Below are 14701 nucleotides of genomic sequence, written 5' to 3' on the forward strand. Positions count from 1 at the left end.
CCTGATCGCACCTTGTCCCGCTCAGTCGGTGGTGAAGGGATGCAGTTGAAGCACTGCGGTTGAATGCTGTGGTTAAGAACAAGGGGAAAGGGATGCGCTTGCTGTTGGCAGAAGACAATCACGAACTGGCCCACTGGCTATCGCGGGCACTCACCACCGCCGGTTTCGCGGTGGATTGGGTGGCTGACGGCGCTCAGGCTGACCACCTGCTGCGTCACGAACAATACGCGCTGGCGGTGCTCGATATCGAGATGCCCAAGCTCGACGGGCTGGCGGTACTCGGCCGGTTGCGCAGCCGGGGGCAGGGGCTGCCGGTGCTGCTGCTCACCGCCCGCGGCGCGGTGGAGGAGCTGATCTGCGGCCTCAATGCCGGGGCCGATGACTATCTCGCCAAGCCGTTCGATCTGGGGGAGCTGGATGCCCGGCTGCGGGCCTTGCTGCGGCGCAGCGAAAGCGGCGGTGCCGAGCTGCGGCTGGGGCACCTGACCCTGCACCCCGACGGCTATTTTCTGCTGGCCGATGCCCGACTGGCCTTGACCCCGCGGGAGCAGGCGTTGCTGACGGCGCTGATGTACCGCCACGGGCGGCCGGTCGCCAAGGGGCAGCTGTTCGAGCAGGTGTTCAACCTCGATGACGAGGCGGGGCTCGACAGCATCGATCTCTATATCCACCGGCTGCGCAAAAAGCTGGTGGGCAGCGGGGTGGTAATCACCACCCTGCGCGGGCTGGGCTATTTGCTGGAAGCGGCGCCGGAGGCCTCCCATTAGTCGCTCCCTGCTCCATCAACTGCTGCTGTTTCTGGGGGGCCCCTTGCTGATCCTCTGGGCCGCCTCGGCCTGGTACAGCTACTACGGCGCGCTGGCGGCGGCTACCTCGGCCTATGATCGCACCCTGCTCGCCTCGGCCCGCACCGTCGCCGAGCGGCTGACGGCAGCCGAGGGCAGCCTCAGGGTGGATGTGCCCTACGTGGTGCTCGACAGCTTCGAGCGCAACATGCGTGATCGCCTCTTCTATCAGGTGCGCGGCATCGACGATAGGGTCATCTCCGGCTTTGACGATTTGCCCCCTGTGCCGGTCGACACGCCGCTGACCGACCGCTATCCGGCGCTCGCCTACTTCTACGATGGGCTTTATCAGGAGGCGCCGATCCGCGCCGTGATGCTGCTGCAACCGGTGGGCGAGGGGGGCGTCAACGGCATGGCCCGCATCACGGTGGCGGAAACCCTGCTCGGCCGCCAGCAACTGGCGGAGCAACTGCTCTGGTCGGCCCTGCTGACTGAGGGGGCGCTGGTGGTGCTCACCCTGCTGCTCGCTTATCTGTTGCTCAAGGGGCTGCTCACCCCGATGCGCCGCCTGTCGCGGGAGATCTTGCGCCGCGATGCCGCCAATCTCGCCCCCTTGCCCGACCTGCTTCCGTGGCAGGAGACCCGACCGCTGGTGCAGGCGTTCAATCGCCAGCTGGCCCGATTGCGTCAACTGGTGGCCCGGCAGGAGCGCTTCAGTGCCGATGCCGCCCATCAGCTGCGCACTCCGCTCACCATCCTGAAAACCCAAGTTGAGGTGGCCCGCAGCAGCGGCGATCCGGCGCTGATGAGCGAGAGCCTTGATGCCATGGCAGTGCGGCTCGATCACACCATTGCCCTGACCGAGCGGCTCCTGCTGCTGGCGCGACTCAAATCGGACGAGTGCTCGGGGCTGCGTCAGCGTGAGCTGACCCCGCTGGTGGCGCTGGTGCAGCAGGCCTGTCTGTCACGGCTGGCGCAGGCCCGCAGCAAGGGGATCGATCTCGGTTACGAGGGGGAGGAATCGGTAGTCATGGTGGCAGGGGAGCCGCTGCTGCTGGGGGAGCTGTGCGCCAACCTGCTCGACAACGCCATCAAATATACCCCGCCCCACGGCACTGTGACGGCGCGGGTGGTGCGCGGTCACAAGCAGATCTGGCTGGAAGTGGAGGATAGCGGCCCCGGCATCGCCCCCGAACTGGCGGAGCGGGTCTGGCAGCCGTTCCAGCGCCTCGAGCAGGGTAGCGAACAGCCGGGGGCCGGGCTTGGTCTGGCGCTGGTGCGCGACATCGCGAATTACCACCACGGCGAGGTGGTGCTGCTGCCAGCCACCCAGCTGGGGGGCTTGCTGGTCAGGCTGATCTTGCCGCAGGTAAAATCGTGAGGGTGATGAAAAAACCGAGGGCACCTCGCGGTGCCCTGTTTATCTACACATAGCTGGCGTTGGGGGTCAACTGCAGATCTTGTTGAAGACAAACAGGACGATAAGGGCACCCACGGTAGCCAGCGCGATGCTCGGGATATTGAAGCCGGTCACCGAGCCCAGCCCCAGCAATGTACCCACATAGCCGCCAACCATGGCACCGACAATCCCCAGCAGGGCAGTCATAAAGAAGCCACCACCGTCGCGACCCGGCATGATCCACTTCGCCAGAATACCCACTAACAGTCCCAATACGATCCAGCTGATAAAGCCCATGGATTAATCCTCTCTTTGTGTTTGAGCCCGCATTATAGGCAGGGATGCCCGGATGCGAAGGGCTGGACGGCGCTGGCTGGTCACAAGCTGTCGGACGGCGGCCACCGCGAGCCTTGCTTATCCGGGCTCTGCTGCCGGTTGTGAGTGGTTTAAAGGCGGCATGTGTGCGGCCAAACTGGAGTCGGTGGCAGGCCAGCGCAAAGCCAAAAAACAAAAGCCCCGCGAGCGGGGCCTGGTCAGTGGCGGGGTGATGCTGTTACTTCTTGAGGTGTTTTCTGATGGCCTTGCCAGTGGTGCCGACCGCTTTCACTGCCCGTTTCAACTGGACCTCGGTGCACTCGAAGGTCTTGATCCACAGCTTCATCTCATAGGGGTCGTTGATGTTGAGCTTCTTGGCATCAAGGGGATGAGCGATGGCGTTAGTGTCAGGCATGCAAACCTCAACTTATTGAAATAGTTGGCGAGAAAGAAGTTTCTGCCTGGGCGCATCATCCTCTATATCGGCAAGGCGCAGGGTGACGGGGGTCACACAACCCTTGCCCGGCTGCGGATAAGGGGCCGCTACTTGCGGTTATGTGAGCGGCTACGGCTAATTGCAGCCAGGGTTCGCGCCTGATATGGCGCGAACCGTGGGTTGTGAACACTACCTTGTGAACCGCGAGGTGTGAACGGCAGGGCGCAGCCGTGAGTTGCTCGCCCGTGTGATCGGGCAAGGCGGGGCAGAGGCGGTATCAGCCCTCTGGCAGCGCCCGCACTTCGAGGTGCTGCTCACCGGGGTGGCAGACCAGTACCGAGCCTTGTTCAAACCAGTCCCCCAGCACGATGCGGCGGGCAGGTTGACCGTCGAGGGTGAAGTCGTGGATGGCGGGTCTGTGGGTATGGCCGTGGATCATCACCCGGCAGTGGTGGGCGCGCAGCATCTCGTCGACGGCGGCCGGGGTGACATCCATGATGGTCTGGCGTTTGACGGTTTTCTCCATCCGGCTTTGGCCACGGATCTTGTGGGCGATGGCCTGACGGCGGGTCAGTGGCAACCGCAAGAACAGCCAGCGCAGCCACTTGAGCTGAGTGATACGGCGATACTTTTGATATCCCTCATCCCGGGTGCAGAGCAGATCGCCGTGACTGAGCAGTACCCGTTCGCCATAGAGGTCGATGATGCAAGGGTCCCCCAGCAGTGTCATGCCCGCCTGCTTGGCAAACTGCTGGCCCAGCATAAAGTCGCGATTACCGTGGATAAAATAGATGGGCACATTCTGCTGGCTCAGTGCCAACAAGGCTGCCGCTACCTGGTGATGCAGCGCATTGGGATCATCATCGCCAATCCAGAATTCGAACAGATCCCCCAGCACATAGAGGGCATCGGCGCCAACGGCGTCGTGCTCAAGAAAGCGCACCAGTGCGGCGGTCATATCGGGCCGCTGGGCACACAGATGAATGTCACTGATAAAAAGAGTGCTCATGATAGGGGATTAGGGTTCTCTGTAGTGGTCGGTTGAGGGCAACCGGTGGCGAAGTAGGGTGCGGTGCGTGGGCGGGCCGCCGGGTCGAGTTGAGCCACCGGTGGGCTCACAGGCGCGCTAGCCTGCCGGGCCACGGGCAGTGAACACACGGGGGTAGTTTGCCAGATCACGGTCGCCAGGTCTTTTCCTTCAAGGGTCAGCAACGCCTGATAGGGGTCGCCAGCAAGACCGAGCAAGGTGCACATCGCCGCTTCCCCTTTTAATCCGTCATCAAGACGAAGGCGCCGCACCTCCTGATAGAAAGGCTCGCCAAAGCGTTGCAGCAGGGCAGCCATCAGGGTGAGGTGGCGCCAGCCGTTCAGCGTCTCGATGGGGGCGGGGGTGACGTACAGCTCCACCGGCCAGCTGGCGCTGTTCTTGCCAGTAGCGCGCTTGTCGCAACCGGGAAAGGTGCGCTCCAGCAGCCAGACATTGTCGCCCTTGGCGCTCGCTTGCCAGCGCTCCTTATTCAGGAGTGCGGCGTTTAGATGCAGGGAGTTCGGAAGCGCGGCAAGGCTTGCCGCAAAGGCTGCCGGATCAGGATGCTGGCAGAGAATATCGAGATCGCTGCCCGGCCGATCCAGCCCGATGGCCAGGGTGCTCACCAGCGCCATATCGGTGCAGTGCGCCGCAAGCTCATCCCACAAACCCGCTGTCAGCAGGGCATGGGCTGCCCGTTGGCGCGGGTTGCCGTGGGCCAGATAGTCGAGGCGGCGCCAGTTCGGGCTGGCAGTTGGGGACGCAGATGGAAAAACTGCGGCCGGGGCCGCAGTTTCATCCGTGCCGAGTTGGCAAAGATCAGTCAGCAAGGGTCACCTTGGTGATCACTACATCTTCACTCGGGACGTCTTGATGCATACGGCCGTAGTTGCCGGTCTTGACGCCCTTGATCTTGTTGACCACGTCCATACCAGCGGTCACTTCACCGAATACGCAGTAGCCGAAGCCCTGAGTGGTGGCAGATTTGAAATCGAGGAAGTCGTTGTTGTTCACGTTGATGAAGAACTGGGCGCTGGCAGAGTGCGGCTCGCTGGTGCGGGCCATGGCGATGGTGCCAACCTTGTTGGAGAGGCCATTGGCCGCTTCGTTCTTGATCGATGGGCGGGTATCTTTCTCATCAAAGCCAGGAGCATAGCCGCCGCCCTGGATCATGAAGCCGTCGATGACGCGGTGGAAGATGGTGTTGTCGTAGTGACCGTCACGGCAGTATTGCAGGAAGTTGGCCACGGTTTCCGGGGCTTTTTCAGCATTCAGGGTCAGAGTGATGTCGCCGTGATTGGTGTGCAGAGTAACCATGAGTTGTCCTTTGATTCTTTTGCGCAAAAAATGCGCGAGCAGGGGGTATGGCATAAAGTGGTGGCAATTCTAGCCCATCAGCGGCGGCGGGCATAGCCCTTCACAGTCCTTCACTTACTCCTTCCCATCGCCATGCAGATACCCCGGCGAGGAGCCCTGTAAAGAGCATGTTTGGCGCCAGCACAGTGATAGCAGGCGGGATCTGGCTCGTTTTCTGCCATTGAACGGGGTATTATGACCAACCATTTTACTCACAGGCAGTGGCTAGAAGATGCTGAAGATATACAACACACTCACTCGTCAAAAAGAACAATTCAAACCTATCCACCCGGGCAAGGTGGGCATGTATGTGTGTGGCGTCACCATCTACGATCACTGTCATATCGGCCATGGCCGCACCTTCGTCTCCTTTGATGTGGTCGCGCGTTACCTGCGTTATAGCGGCTACCAGCTCAACTACGTGCGCAACATCACCGACGTGGATGACAAGATCATCAAGCGCGCAGCTGAAACCCGCGTCACCTGTGACGACCTGACCGAGCGTTTGATCGGCGACATGCACGCCGACTTCGACGCCCTCGGCATGGTGCGCCCGGATATCGAACCGCGCGCCACCCAGCACATCGAAGAGATCATCGAACTGGTGGAGAGCCTGCTCGCCAAGGATCACGCCTACGTGGCCGATAACGGCGACGTGATGTTTATCGTCGAATCCTACGCCGACTACGGCAAGCTCTCCGGGCAGGATCTGGAGCAGCTGCAAGCCGGTGCCCGCGTTGACGTGGTGGATGCCAAGCGCAACCCGCTGGACTTCGTGCTGTGGAAGATGTCCAAGCCCGGCGAGCCGACCTGGGAAAGCCCCTGGGGCCCGGGCCGTCCTGGCTGGCACATCGAGTGCTCCGCCATGAACTCCAAGCACCTTGGCAACCACTTCGACATCCACGGCGGCGGCTCCGATCTGCAGTTCCCGCACCACGAGAACGAGATCGCCCAGTCCTGCTGCGCCCACGGTGGCGACTACGTCAACACCTGGATGCACAGCGGCATGGTGATGGTGGATAAAGAGAAGATGTCCAAATCCCTTGGCAACTTCTTCACCATCCGTGACGTGCTGGCCCACTATGACGCCGAAACCGTCCGTTACTTCCTGATGTCTGGCCACTACCGCAGCCAGCTCAACTACTCGGAAGATAACCTCAAGCAAGCCCGCGCCGCGCTGGAGCGGATGTACACTGCCCTGCGCGACCTGCCGCTGGCCGCTGCTGCCGGTGGTGACGAGCAGGTGGCTCGCTTTAAAGAGGCGATGGACGACGACTTCAACACTCCGGAAGCCTACTCCGCCCTGTTCGATCTGGTGCGCGAGATCAACCGCCAGAAAGCGGAAGACATGGCCGTTGCCGCTGGCCTCGGTGCCCGTCTGCGCGAACTGGGCGCCGTGCTCGGCATCCTGCAACAGGATCCGGACGCCTTCCTCAAGGGTGACGAAGCGGACGACGAAGTGGCCGAGATCGAGCAACTGATCGCCCAGCGCAATCAGGCCCGTGCCGACAAGAACTGGGCCGCCGCCGACGCCGCCCGCAACCGTCTCACCGAGATGGGTATCGTGCTGGAAGACAGCGCCGGCAAAACCAGCTGGCGCCGCGCCTAAGGCCGGTTGTCCTGTTGCTGCCAACAGGTTGACCCAATAAAAAAACCGCAGCCCTTGGGCTGCGGTTTTTGTTTGTGCCTTTTCCTTCGACACCTCTTAAGCCTCGGTGGTCTGCGCTCTGATCCCCTCTCCCCTTGCGGGAGAGGGCCAGGGTGAGGGGTGCTAACGTCATTCTCCGGCTGAATGCCGTCCAACGCCTGGAATAACCTGCTGGGCTCGGAGCGCTTGTCGTGCGCCATCCTGGCAGCCTGCGCGCCGCCCTCTATGAGACGCTCACCGCCTATTCCGCCGCAGGGGGCGAGCAGTGCAAGGGGTTGGGGAAATAGCGTTTGGGTTTGATCAAAGCGTGTTTGGGGAATAGAAATAAAAACCGCAGCTCAAGGCTGCGGTTTTTTATTGGAAGAATTTTTTTATTTCTTTAACCCATCCAGGAGTAACATCAACATCATCGTAATCCTCTTCATAGTTTGCAGATGCTTCAATATATTTTTCTGCAAAGAGAATTTTATTTTCCCCATCATTTTCATTGAAAAAATCTTCAAGTTGAAGATTTCTAAAGTTCTTTATAAAGTCTGTGTTGCCATTGATGTTAGATGCTGTTATATCTTTTAAATGCTCTGAACTCTGTATTGTCTTTAAAGTAATCGTAAAAATAGTAGGATTAAGAGCTTGCTCTATATCCGTCTTATGCGTATCTGAATTTGTTAAGGTTAACAAATGAGTTTTATCTGCTTCCCCCTTGTTGCTTAGGCGTCGAATTTGCAAACTCTTAATGCCGACATTTATTTCTTCACATCTAGTATGGTCTGTATCAATTAAACAATAAACTTTTCCATTTGTACTTTCCTCTCCCATTGGGGTTTCTAAGTATTTATACAGGCGAATTACTTTTGACTGCCCACCCATTGGTAATATTCGGAGGTTTTTATTTTCAATTTCCTCTTTGAAAAAATATTCAAAGTAAATCTTTTCACTCACACCTTCACAGACAATCCAGTTGTATGGTGACGACATTTTCAATGAGTAAAATATGGATTGAACTAAATCATATGTACTTTTAAGCGTGCAATGTTTGGGAAGCGCATTTTTAGAAGCTTCAATTTCTTTTTTTAATTGAGACCTGTAGTCATATAAGTCAAAACTTTCAAAAACAATCTTTCTTTCTACCTGAGTAAGAAAATGACTATGTCCTTTACTTATAATTGGTAGAAAACCGTACCAATGAGTCGTCACTAAAATTTGATTGCTGGAAGATATTTCTTTTAATTTTTCGAACTGCTCATAGCATAATGATGTATGCAGTGAGTTTTCGGGTTCATCTATACCTATTATTACCATTTTATCTCTTTCAGAATTTCTTTTGAGAAAAGCATAAACTAAATTGATCAGTGCTTGTCTTTTTTCACCAGCACTTAGTTCATTAACTTTTGTTAATGAGTCTCCATTTCTTCTATGCAGTACTCTTTTCTGAAAGTAGACTTCTAAAATTTTATTTACTAGATCCGCTTTGGTTACTGAATTATTTCTATCTTGCCCTGTATGATAACAGTATTCTTTCTCTAGTATTACTTCAATTTCAGATACAAAATTACCTAACGTCTTGTTAATTCCACCTTGATTGTTGAAATTAACTGTGTTTAATGATTTTTCTATTTCAGTCTTTAACTGCTTGTCAAAAACTTTCTGCATTTCTGTGGTTTCGATTTTTGTAAAACTTTCAACCTCTATTTCTACAGGGAAATATATAAAGGAGTAAAGGCCTTTTAGTTCAGCATGGAATTTTTTCCAATCAGAGTTAGAAAGTAACTTGGATAGTCTTTCTTTTCTGTTGCTTGTCGTTTCACGTTTATCCTGAGGATCACCATTAACTTTTTCTTCATCCAACATATATGAAAGAAAACTTTCCTCACCATGAAAGCTAGCAAAGTATAGTCGTGGTACGTTTGACTGTATCTCTGATTCTCCAGCTACTATTAGATAATGAGAGTCAATCGATATTCCTTTCTGGCTTGATAACTGGCTCCTAATTTCAAAGAAGTCATTCATTGATCCTCTAACACCGCTATGCAATGTATTCTTTTGTACCTCCCAAAAATACTTGCTTATTTTCTCAAATTCCTTTTTTGCCTAGGAACTTTAGATTTCTTAATTAAGAAGATAGGTGATATGAATGGTTCATTTCCTATTGTGGTTAATCCATCTCGTTTCCCATCTTTATTTATAGGATATGGTTTGTCGTTGAAAAATGAGTTTAGTGCTTCTAATATGGAGCTTTTACCAACACCATTCTCACCAACATATGAAACAAAACCATATTTTGAACCTACCGGAATGAATGAAATTCCTTTGTAGGCCTTAATATGTTTTAGAAAAACACCAATAATCATTTATTAAATCTCTTAACTGAAAACAATTTATAAGTAGCTTAGAGTCGATTAGCGAAGCGTAATCAGACGTTCGAGTCATAAGGAATTATTACAGCCTAATGGTTTTACTGTCTGATCTTCTATATAAAACCAGTCTCCGATAGGGATATGTGCCGCTTGCTGTTGTACTCACAATGATTTTTTTCACCTATGCAACTATCTAGATGATATATGTTTTATTGGTGCAACAATCAGCTCTCACCATGGGGGTGGGAGAGTGGATGGTTACTGCAACGACTTGTTAGATTTATTCTGCTTAATCATTGCTGATCACCAGTCATTAAACCCCCCGTGACTACTAAACGAATCATCGAAACTACTACCAAAACTATCATTGATACCGCTGCTGAAGCTGTCATGGCTAACGTTAGAGCCGAATGCATTGCCTGCAATATCAACCCCACATTCACCGTCAACCATAGGTAGACCACTAGCAGGGTTAATTGCACTATCATCAACACCGCTACTGACAGAGTGGTTATCAATGCCGGTAATATTTTCATGTCTAGCCGAAGTATCAGAAAGCAATCCTGTAAACCAATTAAAAATACTCATGAATTTTCCTTGCAAAATCTAACGCCCGGTTAAGGGGCTGACAGGGCCGTAGGTTCGATTAGCGAAGCGTAATCGGACGTTCGAGAAATAAGGGCATTATTACTTCAAAGCATTCACTATCGGGCCTTAAATATAAAACCATTCCCCGATAGGGATATGTGCCGCTTGTTGTACGCTCAATGATTTTCTCCTCTATGCACTATGTCTATGAGACCTGTTGAATAGGTGCGACAGTCTCGTCTCAGATGGGGGCGAGGGGGGGGCTCTGAGATAACAACCCGCCCGATCTTTGCACCGAAAAGGTTGGGGACTGTTACCGCGGTGCAATGCGCTTCGCTTATTGGCACCCTACCTTTCTCCCGCCAGGGGAGAGGGGATCGTTGCCCGGTGCATATTGCCCCCAAGGTCTCTCCCGAATGGAGGGGGCGACCCCTCCCGTTGCTTGGTGCCCATCCCCCTGGATGCTAGGATGCCCAACCGATTTCTTATCCAACCCTTATCCGCTATGGCAAACCGGCTCATCGACAGTAAAAACAGCATCACTCGGGCAGGGCGCTGGCTCGCGACTCGCGGGGCCGCGCTCTTTGCCGAACTCTCGGAGTTTCAGCAGCGCATCTGGGTGGTCAGCATAGTGAACGACACCTACACGGATACCTTTATCGTCAATGAGGGCAGCTTCGAGGAGCCCATGCAGTGGATGCGGCGCAAGCAGTACGACCCCGATATGCTGCAGCGGGTAGATGCCATGCAGCGATCTCAGGTGATCCAGTTCGAGCTGGGTGACATCCGCCATCGCCTGATGCGGGTCAAATAACCCTGAGCATGCCCAGTGGCGACGGGCGTTGAGCCAAACGGCATCGACATCCGGCCAGCCAGTGACGAGTAACGTAGGGTGCAATGAACGAAGTGAATTGCACCGCTATTCGACGTGGGTTTGATTGCGGCGCAACAGGCTGTGCGGATTTCGTCATGCGCCTCTCCCGCAAGGGGAGAGGGGATGGTTACCGCGGTGCAATGCGCTGCGCTTATTGCACCCTACCCGCTTGCCGCAGGGGCGGGAGTTCGGCTGGACGCCGTTAAAGTTGCTACCGCCCCTGACTGTCGCTGCCACATTGCGCCGTTGACCATTAATCACGAGAAGGGGGCCAACAGGCGCCGCGGGATATCTTACGGATTCATTGAGCGCTTAACTATGGCGGCCATCACGCAACTATCAGAAACCAGAAGTTTTTTTGCGCTGACACAAGCTTTGGTTAATTACCTGGTGATTCATTGCGGTGCAAACCTTGAGCGGCTTGCGGTGCCGGGCAATTCGTCCCTATCACCTTGATTTAAAACGAGGCTCACAGATTTTTCGCCGCCGCTGGGTAGACTGGGGCCACTGCGGCGCTGCGCCGCCTCTGGATCAGCAGACAGGGTATAACTGAGCTGGCTCACCCTTATGTCGCACTGAATGTTGCACTGATGGAGGCGCCGGCCATGTCCGCTACCCGTATCTGGATCAAAAACCCCCTTGCCACCTTTACCCCCGAGGCCGTCGATGGTCGCGGCGGGCTGGTGATTGAAAACGGCCTGATAAGCGAGGTGCTGGCGGCAGGCCAGCAGCCTGCCCGGCCATGCGATCAGCTGTTTGATGCCCGCGACCATGTGGTGCTGCCGGGCCTTATCAATACCCACCACCACTTCTACCAGACCCTGACCCGCGCCTGGGGGCCTGTGGTCAATCAGCCGCTCTTCCCCTGGCTCAAGACCCTTTATCCGGTGTGGGCCAGATTGACACCGAACGCATTGGCGCTGGCAAGCAAGGTGGCGATGGCGGAGCTGCTGCTGTCGGGCTGCACCCTGGCTGCGGATCATCACTACCTCTTCCCGCGCGGGATGGAGGAGTCCATCGATATTCAGGTCGAGGCGGTGCGTGAGTTAGGGATGCGCGCCATGCTGACCCGTGGCTCCATGAGCCTTGGCGAAGATGAGGGTGGCCTGCCGCCGCGCCACACGGTGCAGGGGCAGCAGCAGATCCTCGATGACAGCTTGCGGCTGGTGCGCCAGTACCACCAGCGGGGTGCCGGGGCGCAGATCCAGATTGCGCTGGCTCCTTGCTCCCCTTTCTCGGTGACTGAGGAGATCATGGTGGAGAGCGCCAAACTCGCCGCCGAGCTCGATGTGCGGCTGCACACCCATCTGGCGGAGACGCTGGATGAGGAGGCGTTCTGCCTCGAGCGATTTGGTCTGCGCACCGTCGATTATCTCGAAAAAGTAGGCTGGCTCGGCGATCGCACCTGGCTGGCCCATGGCATCCACTTCAATCCGGACGAGATTGCGCGGCTGGGGGCGGCGGGCACCGGGGTGTGCCACTGCCCGGTCTCCAATATGCGGCTCGCCTCCGGCATCTGCCCGACCCTGGATCTGGAAGCGGCCGGTGCGCCGGTGGGGCTGGGGGTGGATGGGTCGGCCTCCAACGATGCCTCGAACCTGATACAAGAAGCCCGTCAGGCGCTCTATCTGCAGCGGCTGCGTTATGGCGCCGAGCGCATTACCCCGCGCAAGGTGCTGGAGTGGGCGACCCGTGGTTCGGCCAAGCTGCTGGGGCGCGGCGATCTCGGCGAGCTGCTGCCCGGCAAGCAGGCGGATCTGGCGCTGTTCAAGCTCGACGATCTGCGCTTTAGCGGCAGTCACGATCCTATCGCGGCGCTGATTTTGTGCGGCGCCGAGCGGGCCGATCGGGTGATGGTGGGCGGCAAGTGGCGAGTGGTGGATGGCGCCATCGAGGGGCTGGATATCGAACAGCTTATCGCCCGCCACAAGCTGGCTGCGGCGGCGCTTGTCCGTGGGTGAACGTGAATGACTGGAAGAGCTAAATCGGTAAGAACGCGCAGGCCGTGCGCGATTGAGTGCGGCGAGCCACAAAACCAGAGGGGCCCATATCGGGCCCCTCAGCATTGGCGGTCTGGGAAAGGTGAGGGCGGTTAGTTGGTCGCTCCGGTGCTGGCGGGCTCACTTTTAGCTGGCGAAGTATTGGTCGGTGCCGTGCTGGCTGCCTCACTTTTGGCTGGCGAAGTATTGGCTGGTGCAGGAGCAGGTGCCGGGAAGTATTTGCTGTGCAGCAGCGGGTATTCGCCGCTGGCCAGCACCTGGGTCAAGCCGGTCTGGAACTCTCTGACCAGCTCGTCGCTCACCGGATGGCTAAAGGCGAAGCAGAACTGCTCTGAGCTCAGTACCCACTGCTCCTTGAAGCGGGCAGGGTCGAGTTTTTGCTCGACGATCAGCTGCTCCATGGTGGTCTTGTTGGTGGAGACCAGATCGACCCGGCCGGAGGTGAGCATCTTCAGCGCCTGTGCCAGCCGGTTGGCGGCCATCAGCTTGGTCTCGTCAAAGCCGTTGTTGAGCAGCAGTTGCTCGCCCACATCGGCCCGCACCGCCCCGATATTGAACGCCTTGGCATCGTCGAGTTTGGTGATGGTGATATTGCGCTCGGCCAACCCCACCAGCACGATCTCGGCATATCCGATGGGACAGGCCCACTTGAACAGGGGGTCCCGCGCCTGGGTGCGGGCGGTGGAGAAGAGCACCGCATTGGGCTTTTGGGTCAGCAGGTAGTAACCGCGCGCCCAGGGCATGATGGTGACCGGCTGCGACGGGGTGTTGGTCTTCTGCCACACCAGTTGCAGCAGCTCGACCGCGAAGCCGGTGGGGGTGCCGCTGGCATCGGCGTAGTTGTAGGGTTTGTACTCTTCGGTGATGTAGTGCAGTTTGCCTAGCTCAGGACTCGCTTGTGCGAGGGTGGCCAGCAGCGCTCCGGCTAATCCAATCCATGCTTTCATGTTTGCCATCCTGCTCAACGGAATTCTTATGCTCAAGTGTGACCATGCTGGCCGATTTCGCCACGGTGGCGGGAGATGTTGCCAAAACAGCTGCGGGATGTCAGTGACATCCCGCAGGGCAAGAACTAAGGGTTAGCGCACCGGCAGGTATTTGGCCTGCAGTTTCCGATACGCCTCCGAGGCGAGGGCGCGGGTCAGAGCCTGTTGGAAGAGCGTGATCTCGCTGTCGGGCATCTGACGGCTGAAAGCATAACAGAGCTGTTCGGCACTCAGTACCATGGCCACATTGAAGTCGTCGCTGTTGAGCTTCAGCTCGCGGATGGCGTCATATCCGGCCAGCTTGCTGGTGGCGAGCAGATCGGCGCGGCCGGAGAGCAGCATCTTCAACCCCTGGGAGAGGCGGTTGGCCGGGATGATGTTGTTGTCATCCATGCCGTTGTTGAGCAGCAGCTGCTCGGCAGCATCGGCGCGCACTGCGCTGATCTTGTACTGGCTCATCTGCTCGAAGGCGGTCAGCTTGATGTTCTGCACCTTGCGGCCCAGCAGTATGTACTCCGAGTAGCCGATGGGGCACACCCACTTGAAGAGATCTTCCCGCGCCTGGGTGCGGGCGGTGGAGAAGAGCACCACATTGGGTTTCTGGGTTAGCAAGTAATAACCTCGCGCCCACGGCAGGATGCGCACCGGCTGAGGCGCCACGCCGCTGTTTTGCCAGATCATCTGCAGCAGCTCGACCGCAAGGCCGGTGGGCTGGCCTTGCGGGTCGCTGAAGTTGTAGGGTGGGTATTCTTCGGTGAGGTACTCAAGTTTGCCAAGATCGGCCCGGGCCGTTGAGGCCCAGCAGAGCAGTACAAGATGACAGATCAACCATATCCTCATTGGGAACTTCCTTAGCGATCAACCTTGTTTTGAGTGTGACCACTAATAACCCAAATCGCCACTCGCCGCTGGTAACGGGAGCCGGGCTATCCC

Annotated in this window: 15 protein-coding genes; 5 read left to right on the forward strand and 10 right to left on the reverse strand. The window is 56.5% G+C overall.

Features of this window, described 5'->3' with window-relative positions; all coding sequences use genetic code 11:
* Nucleotides 1-92 precede the first annotated feature (92 nt).
* Both tctD and BN1135_RS03690 read left to right on the forward strand, forming a co-directional pair.
* Nucleotides 93-767 (forward strand): transcriptional regulator TctD, encoded by a 675-nt coding sequence (tctD, locus tag BN1135_RS03685; protein WP_042018942.1) that lies wholly within the window; start codon nt 93-95, stop codon nt 765-767.
* A 43-nt stretch (nt 768-810) separates the two neighbouring features.
* Entirely contained in the window at nt 811-2166 is a 1356-nt protein-coding gene (locus BN1135_RS03690; protein WP_082186712.1) for a sensor histidine kinase, read from the forward strand.
* A gap of 66 nt (nt 2167-2232) precedes the next feature.
* Here BN1135_RS03690 and BN1135_RS03695 read toward each other — a convergent pair whose 3' ends face one another.
* The 5 genes from BN1135_RS03695 to BN1135_RS03710 all read right to left on the reverse strand — a co-directional run bounded on the left by BN1135_RS03695 (nt 2233) and on the right by BN1135_RS03710 (nt 5279).
* Nucleotides 2233-2481: a GlsB/YeaQ/YmgE family stress response membrane protein gene (locus BN1135_RS03695; protein ID WP_042018945.1), complete on the reverse strand. Its 249-nt coding sequence runs from the start codon at nt 2479-2481 to the stop codon at nt 2233-2235.
* A 256-nt stretch (nt 2482-2737) separates the two neighbouring features.
* A complete protein-coding gene (locus BN1135_RS21315; RefSeq protein WP_082186713.1) occupies nt 2738-2914 on the reverse strand; it encodes a DUF3606 domain-containing protein in 177 nt (58 codons plus the stop codon).
* Between the two features lie 298 nt (nt 2915-3212).
* On the reverse strand, nt 3213-3944 hold the full coding sequence (gene lpxH / locus BN1135_RS03700) for a UDP-2,3-diacylglucosamine diphosphatase (protein WP_042018947.1): 732 nt from the start codon (nt 3942-3944) through the stop codon (nt 3213-3215).
* Nucleotides 3941-4792 carry a DUF4269 domain-containing protein gene (locus tag BN1135_RS03705; RefSeq protein ID WP_082186714.1) on the reverse strand — a complete coding sequence of 284 codons (852 nt, stop codon included), beginning with the start codon at nt 4790-4792 and terminating at the stop codon, nt 3941-3943. The genes lpxH and BN1135_RS03705 overlap by 4 nt, the downstream gene beginning before the upstream one ends.
* Nucleotides 4782-5279, reverse strand: coding sequence for a peptidylprolyl isomerase (locus BN1135_RS03710; protein ID WP_042018948.1), 498 nt, complete (start codon nt 5277-5279; stop codon nt 4782-4784). Before BN1135_RS03710 ends, BN1135_RS03705 begins: the two co-directional genes overlap by 11 nt.
* Before the next feature lie 271 nt (nt 5280-5550).
* Between BN1135_RS03710 and cysS the strand changes: the two genes are divergently transcribed.
* Complete coding sequence (gene cysS, locus BN1135_RS03715; protein ID WP_042018949.1) at nt 5551-6927, forward strand: cysteine--tRNA ligase; 1377 nt, start codon at nt 5551-5553, stop codon at nt 6925-6927.
* A gap of 393 nt (nt 6928-7320) precedes the next feature.
* On the opposite strand, the gene BN1135_RS03720 is transcribed toward cysS, so the two are convergent.
* From BN1135_RS03720 to BN1135_RS03725, 3 genes are all read right to left on the reverse strand, one after another.
* Nucleotides 7321-8973 (reverse strand): ATP-dependent nuclease, encoded by a 1653-nt coding sequence (locus BN1135_RS03720; protein ID WP_042018951.1) that lies wholly within the window; start codon nt 8971-8973, stop codon nt 7321-7323.
* A gap of 56 nt (nt 8974-9029) precedes the next feature.
* On the reverse strand, nt 9030-9314 hold the full coding sequence (locus BN1135_RS21960; protein WP_139245024.1) for an ATP-binding protein: 285 nt from the start codon (nt 9312-9314) through the stop codon (nt 9030-9032).
* Nucleotides 9315-9623: 309 nt separating this feature from the next.
* Nucleotides 9624-9908 carry a hypothetical protein gene (locus tag BN1135_RS03725; protein WP_082186715.1) on the reverse strand — a complete coding sequence of 95 codons (285 nt, stop codon included), beginning with the start codon at nt 9906-9908 and terminating at the stop codon, nt 9624-9626.
* 469 nt (nt 9909-10377) lie between these two features.
* On the opposite strand from BN1135_RS03725, the gene BN1135_RS03730 reads away from it, so the two are divergent.
* Both BN1135_RS03730 and BN1135_RS03740 read left to right on the forward strand, forming a co-directional pair.
* Nucleotides 10378-10722 (forward strand): hypothetical protein, encoded by a 345-nt coding sequence (locus BN1135_RS03730; RefSeq protein ID WP_223290091.1) that lies wholly within the window; start codon nt 10378-10380, stop codon nt 10720-10722.
* A 665-nt stretch (nt 10723-11387) separates the two neighbouring features.
* A complete protein-coding gene (locus tag BN1135_RS03740; protein ID WP_042018957.1) occupies nt 11388-12743 on the forward strand; it encodes an 8-oxoguanine deaminase in 1356 nt (451 codons plus the stop codon).
* A gap of 131 nt (nt 12744-12874) precedes the next feature.
* Here BN1135_RS03740 and BN1135_RS03745 read toward each other — a convergent pair whose 3' ends face one another.
* Entirely contained in the window at nt 12875-13729 is an 855-nt protein-coding gene (locus tag BN1135_RS03745; RefSeq protein ID WP_042018958.1) for a substrate-binding periplasmic protein, read from the reverse strand.
* Between the two features lie 132 nt (nt 13730-13861).
* On the reverse strand, nt 13862-14608 hold the full coding sequence (locus BN1135_RS03750) for a substrate-binding periplasmic protein (protein ID WP_042018959.1): 747 nt from the start codon (nt 14606-14608) through the stop codon (nt 13862-13864).
* Between the last annotated feature and the right edge of the window lie 93 nt (nt 14609-14701).

The organism is Aeromonas sobria (genome assembly GCF_000820145.1).
In the GTDB taxonomy this organism is placed as follows: domain Bacteria; phylum Pseudomonadota; class Gammaproteobacteria; order Enterobacterales; family Aeromonadaceae; genus Aeromonas; species Aeromonas sobria.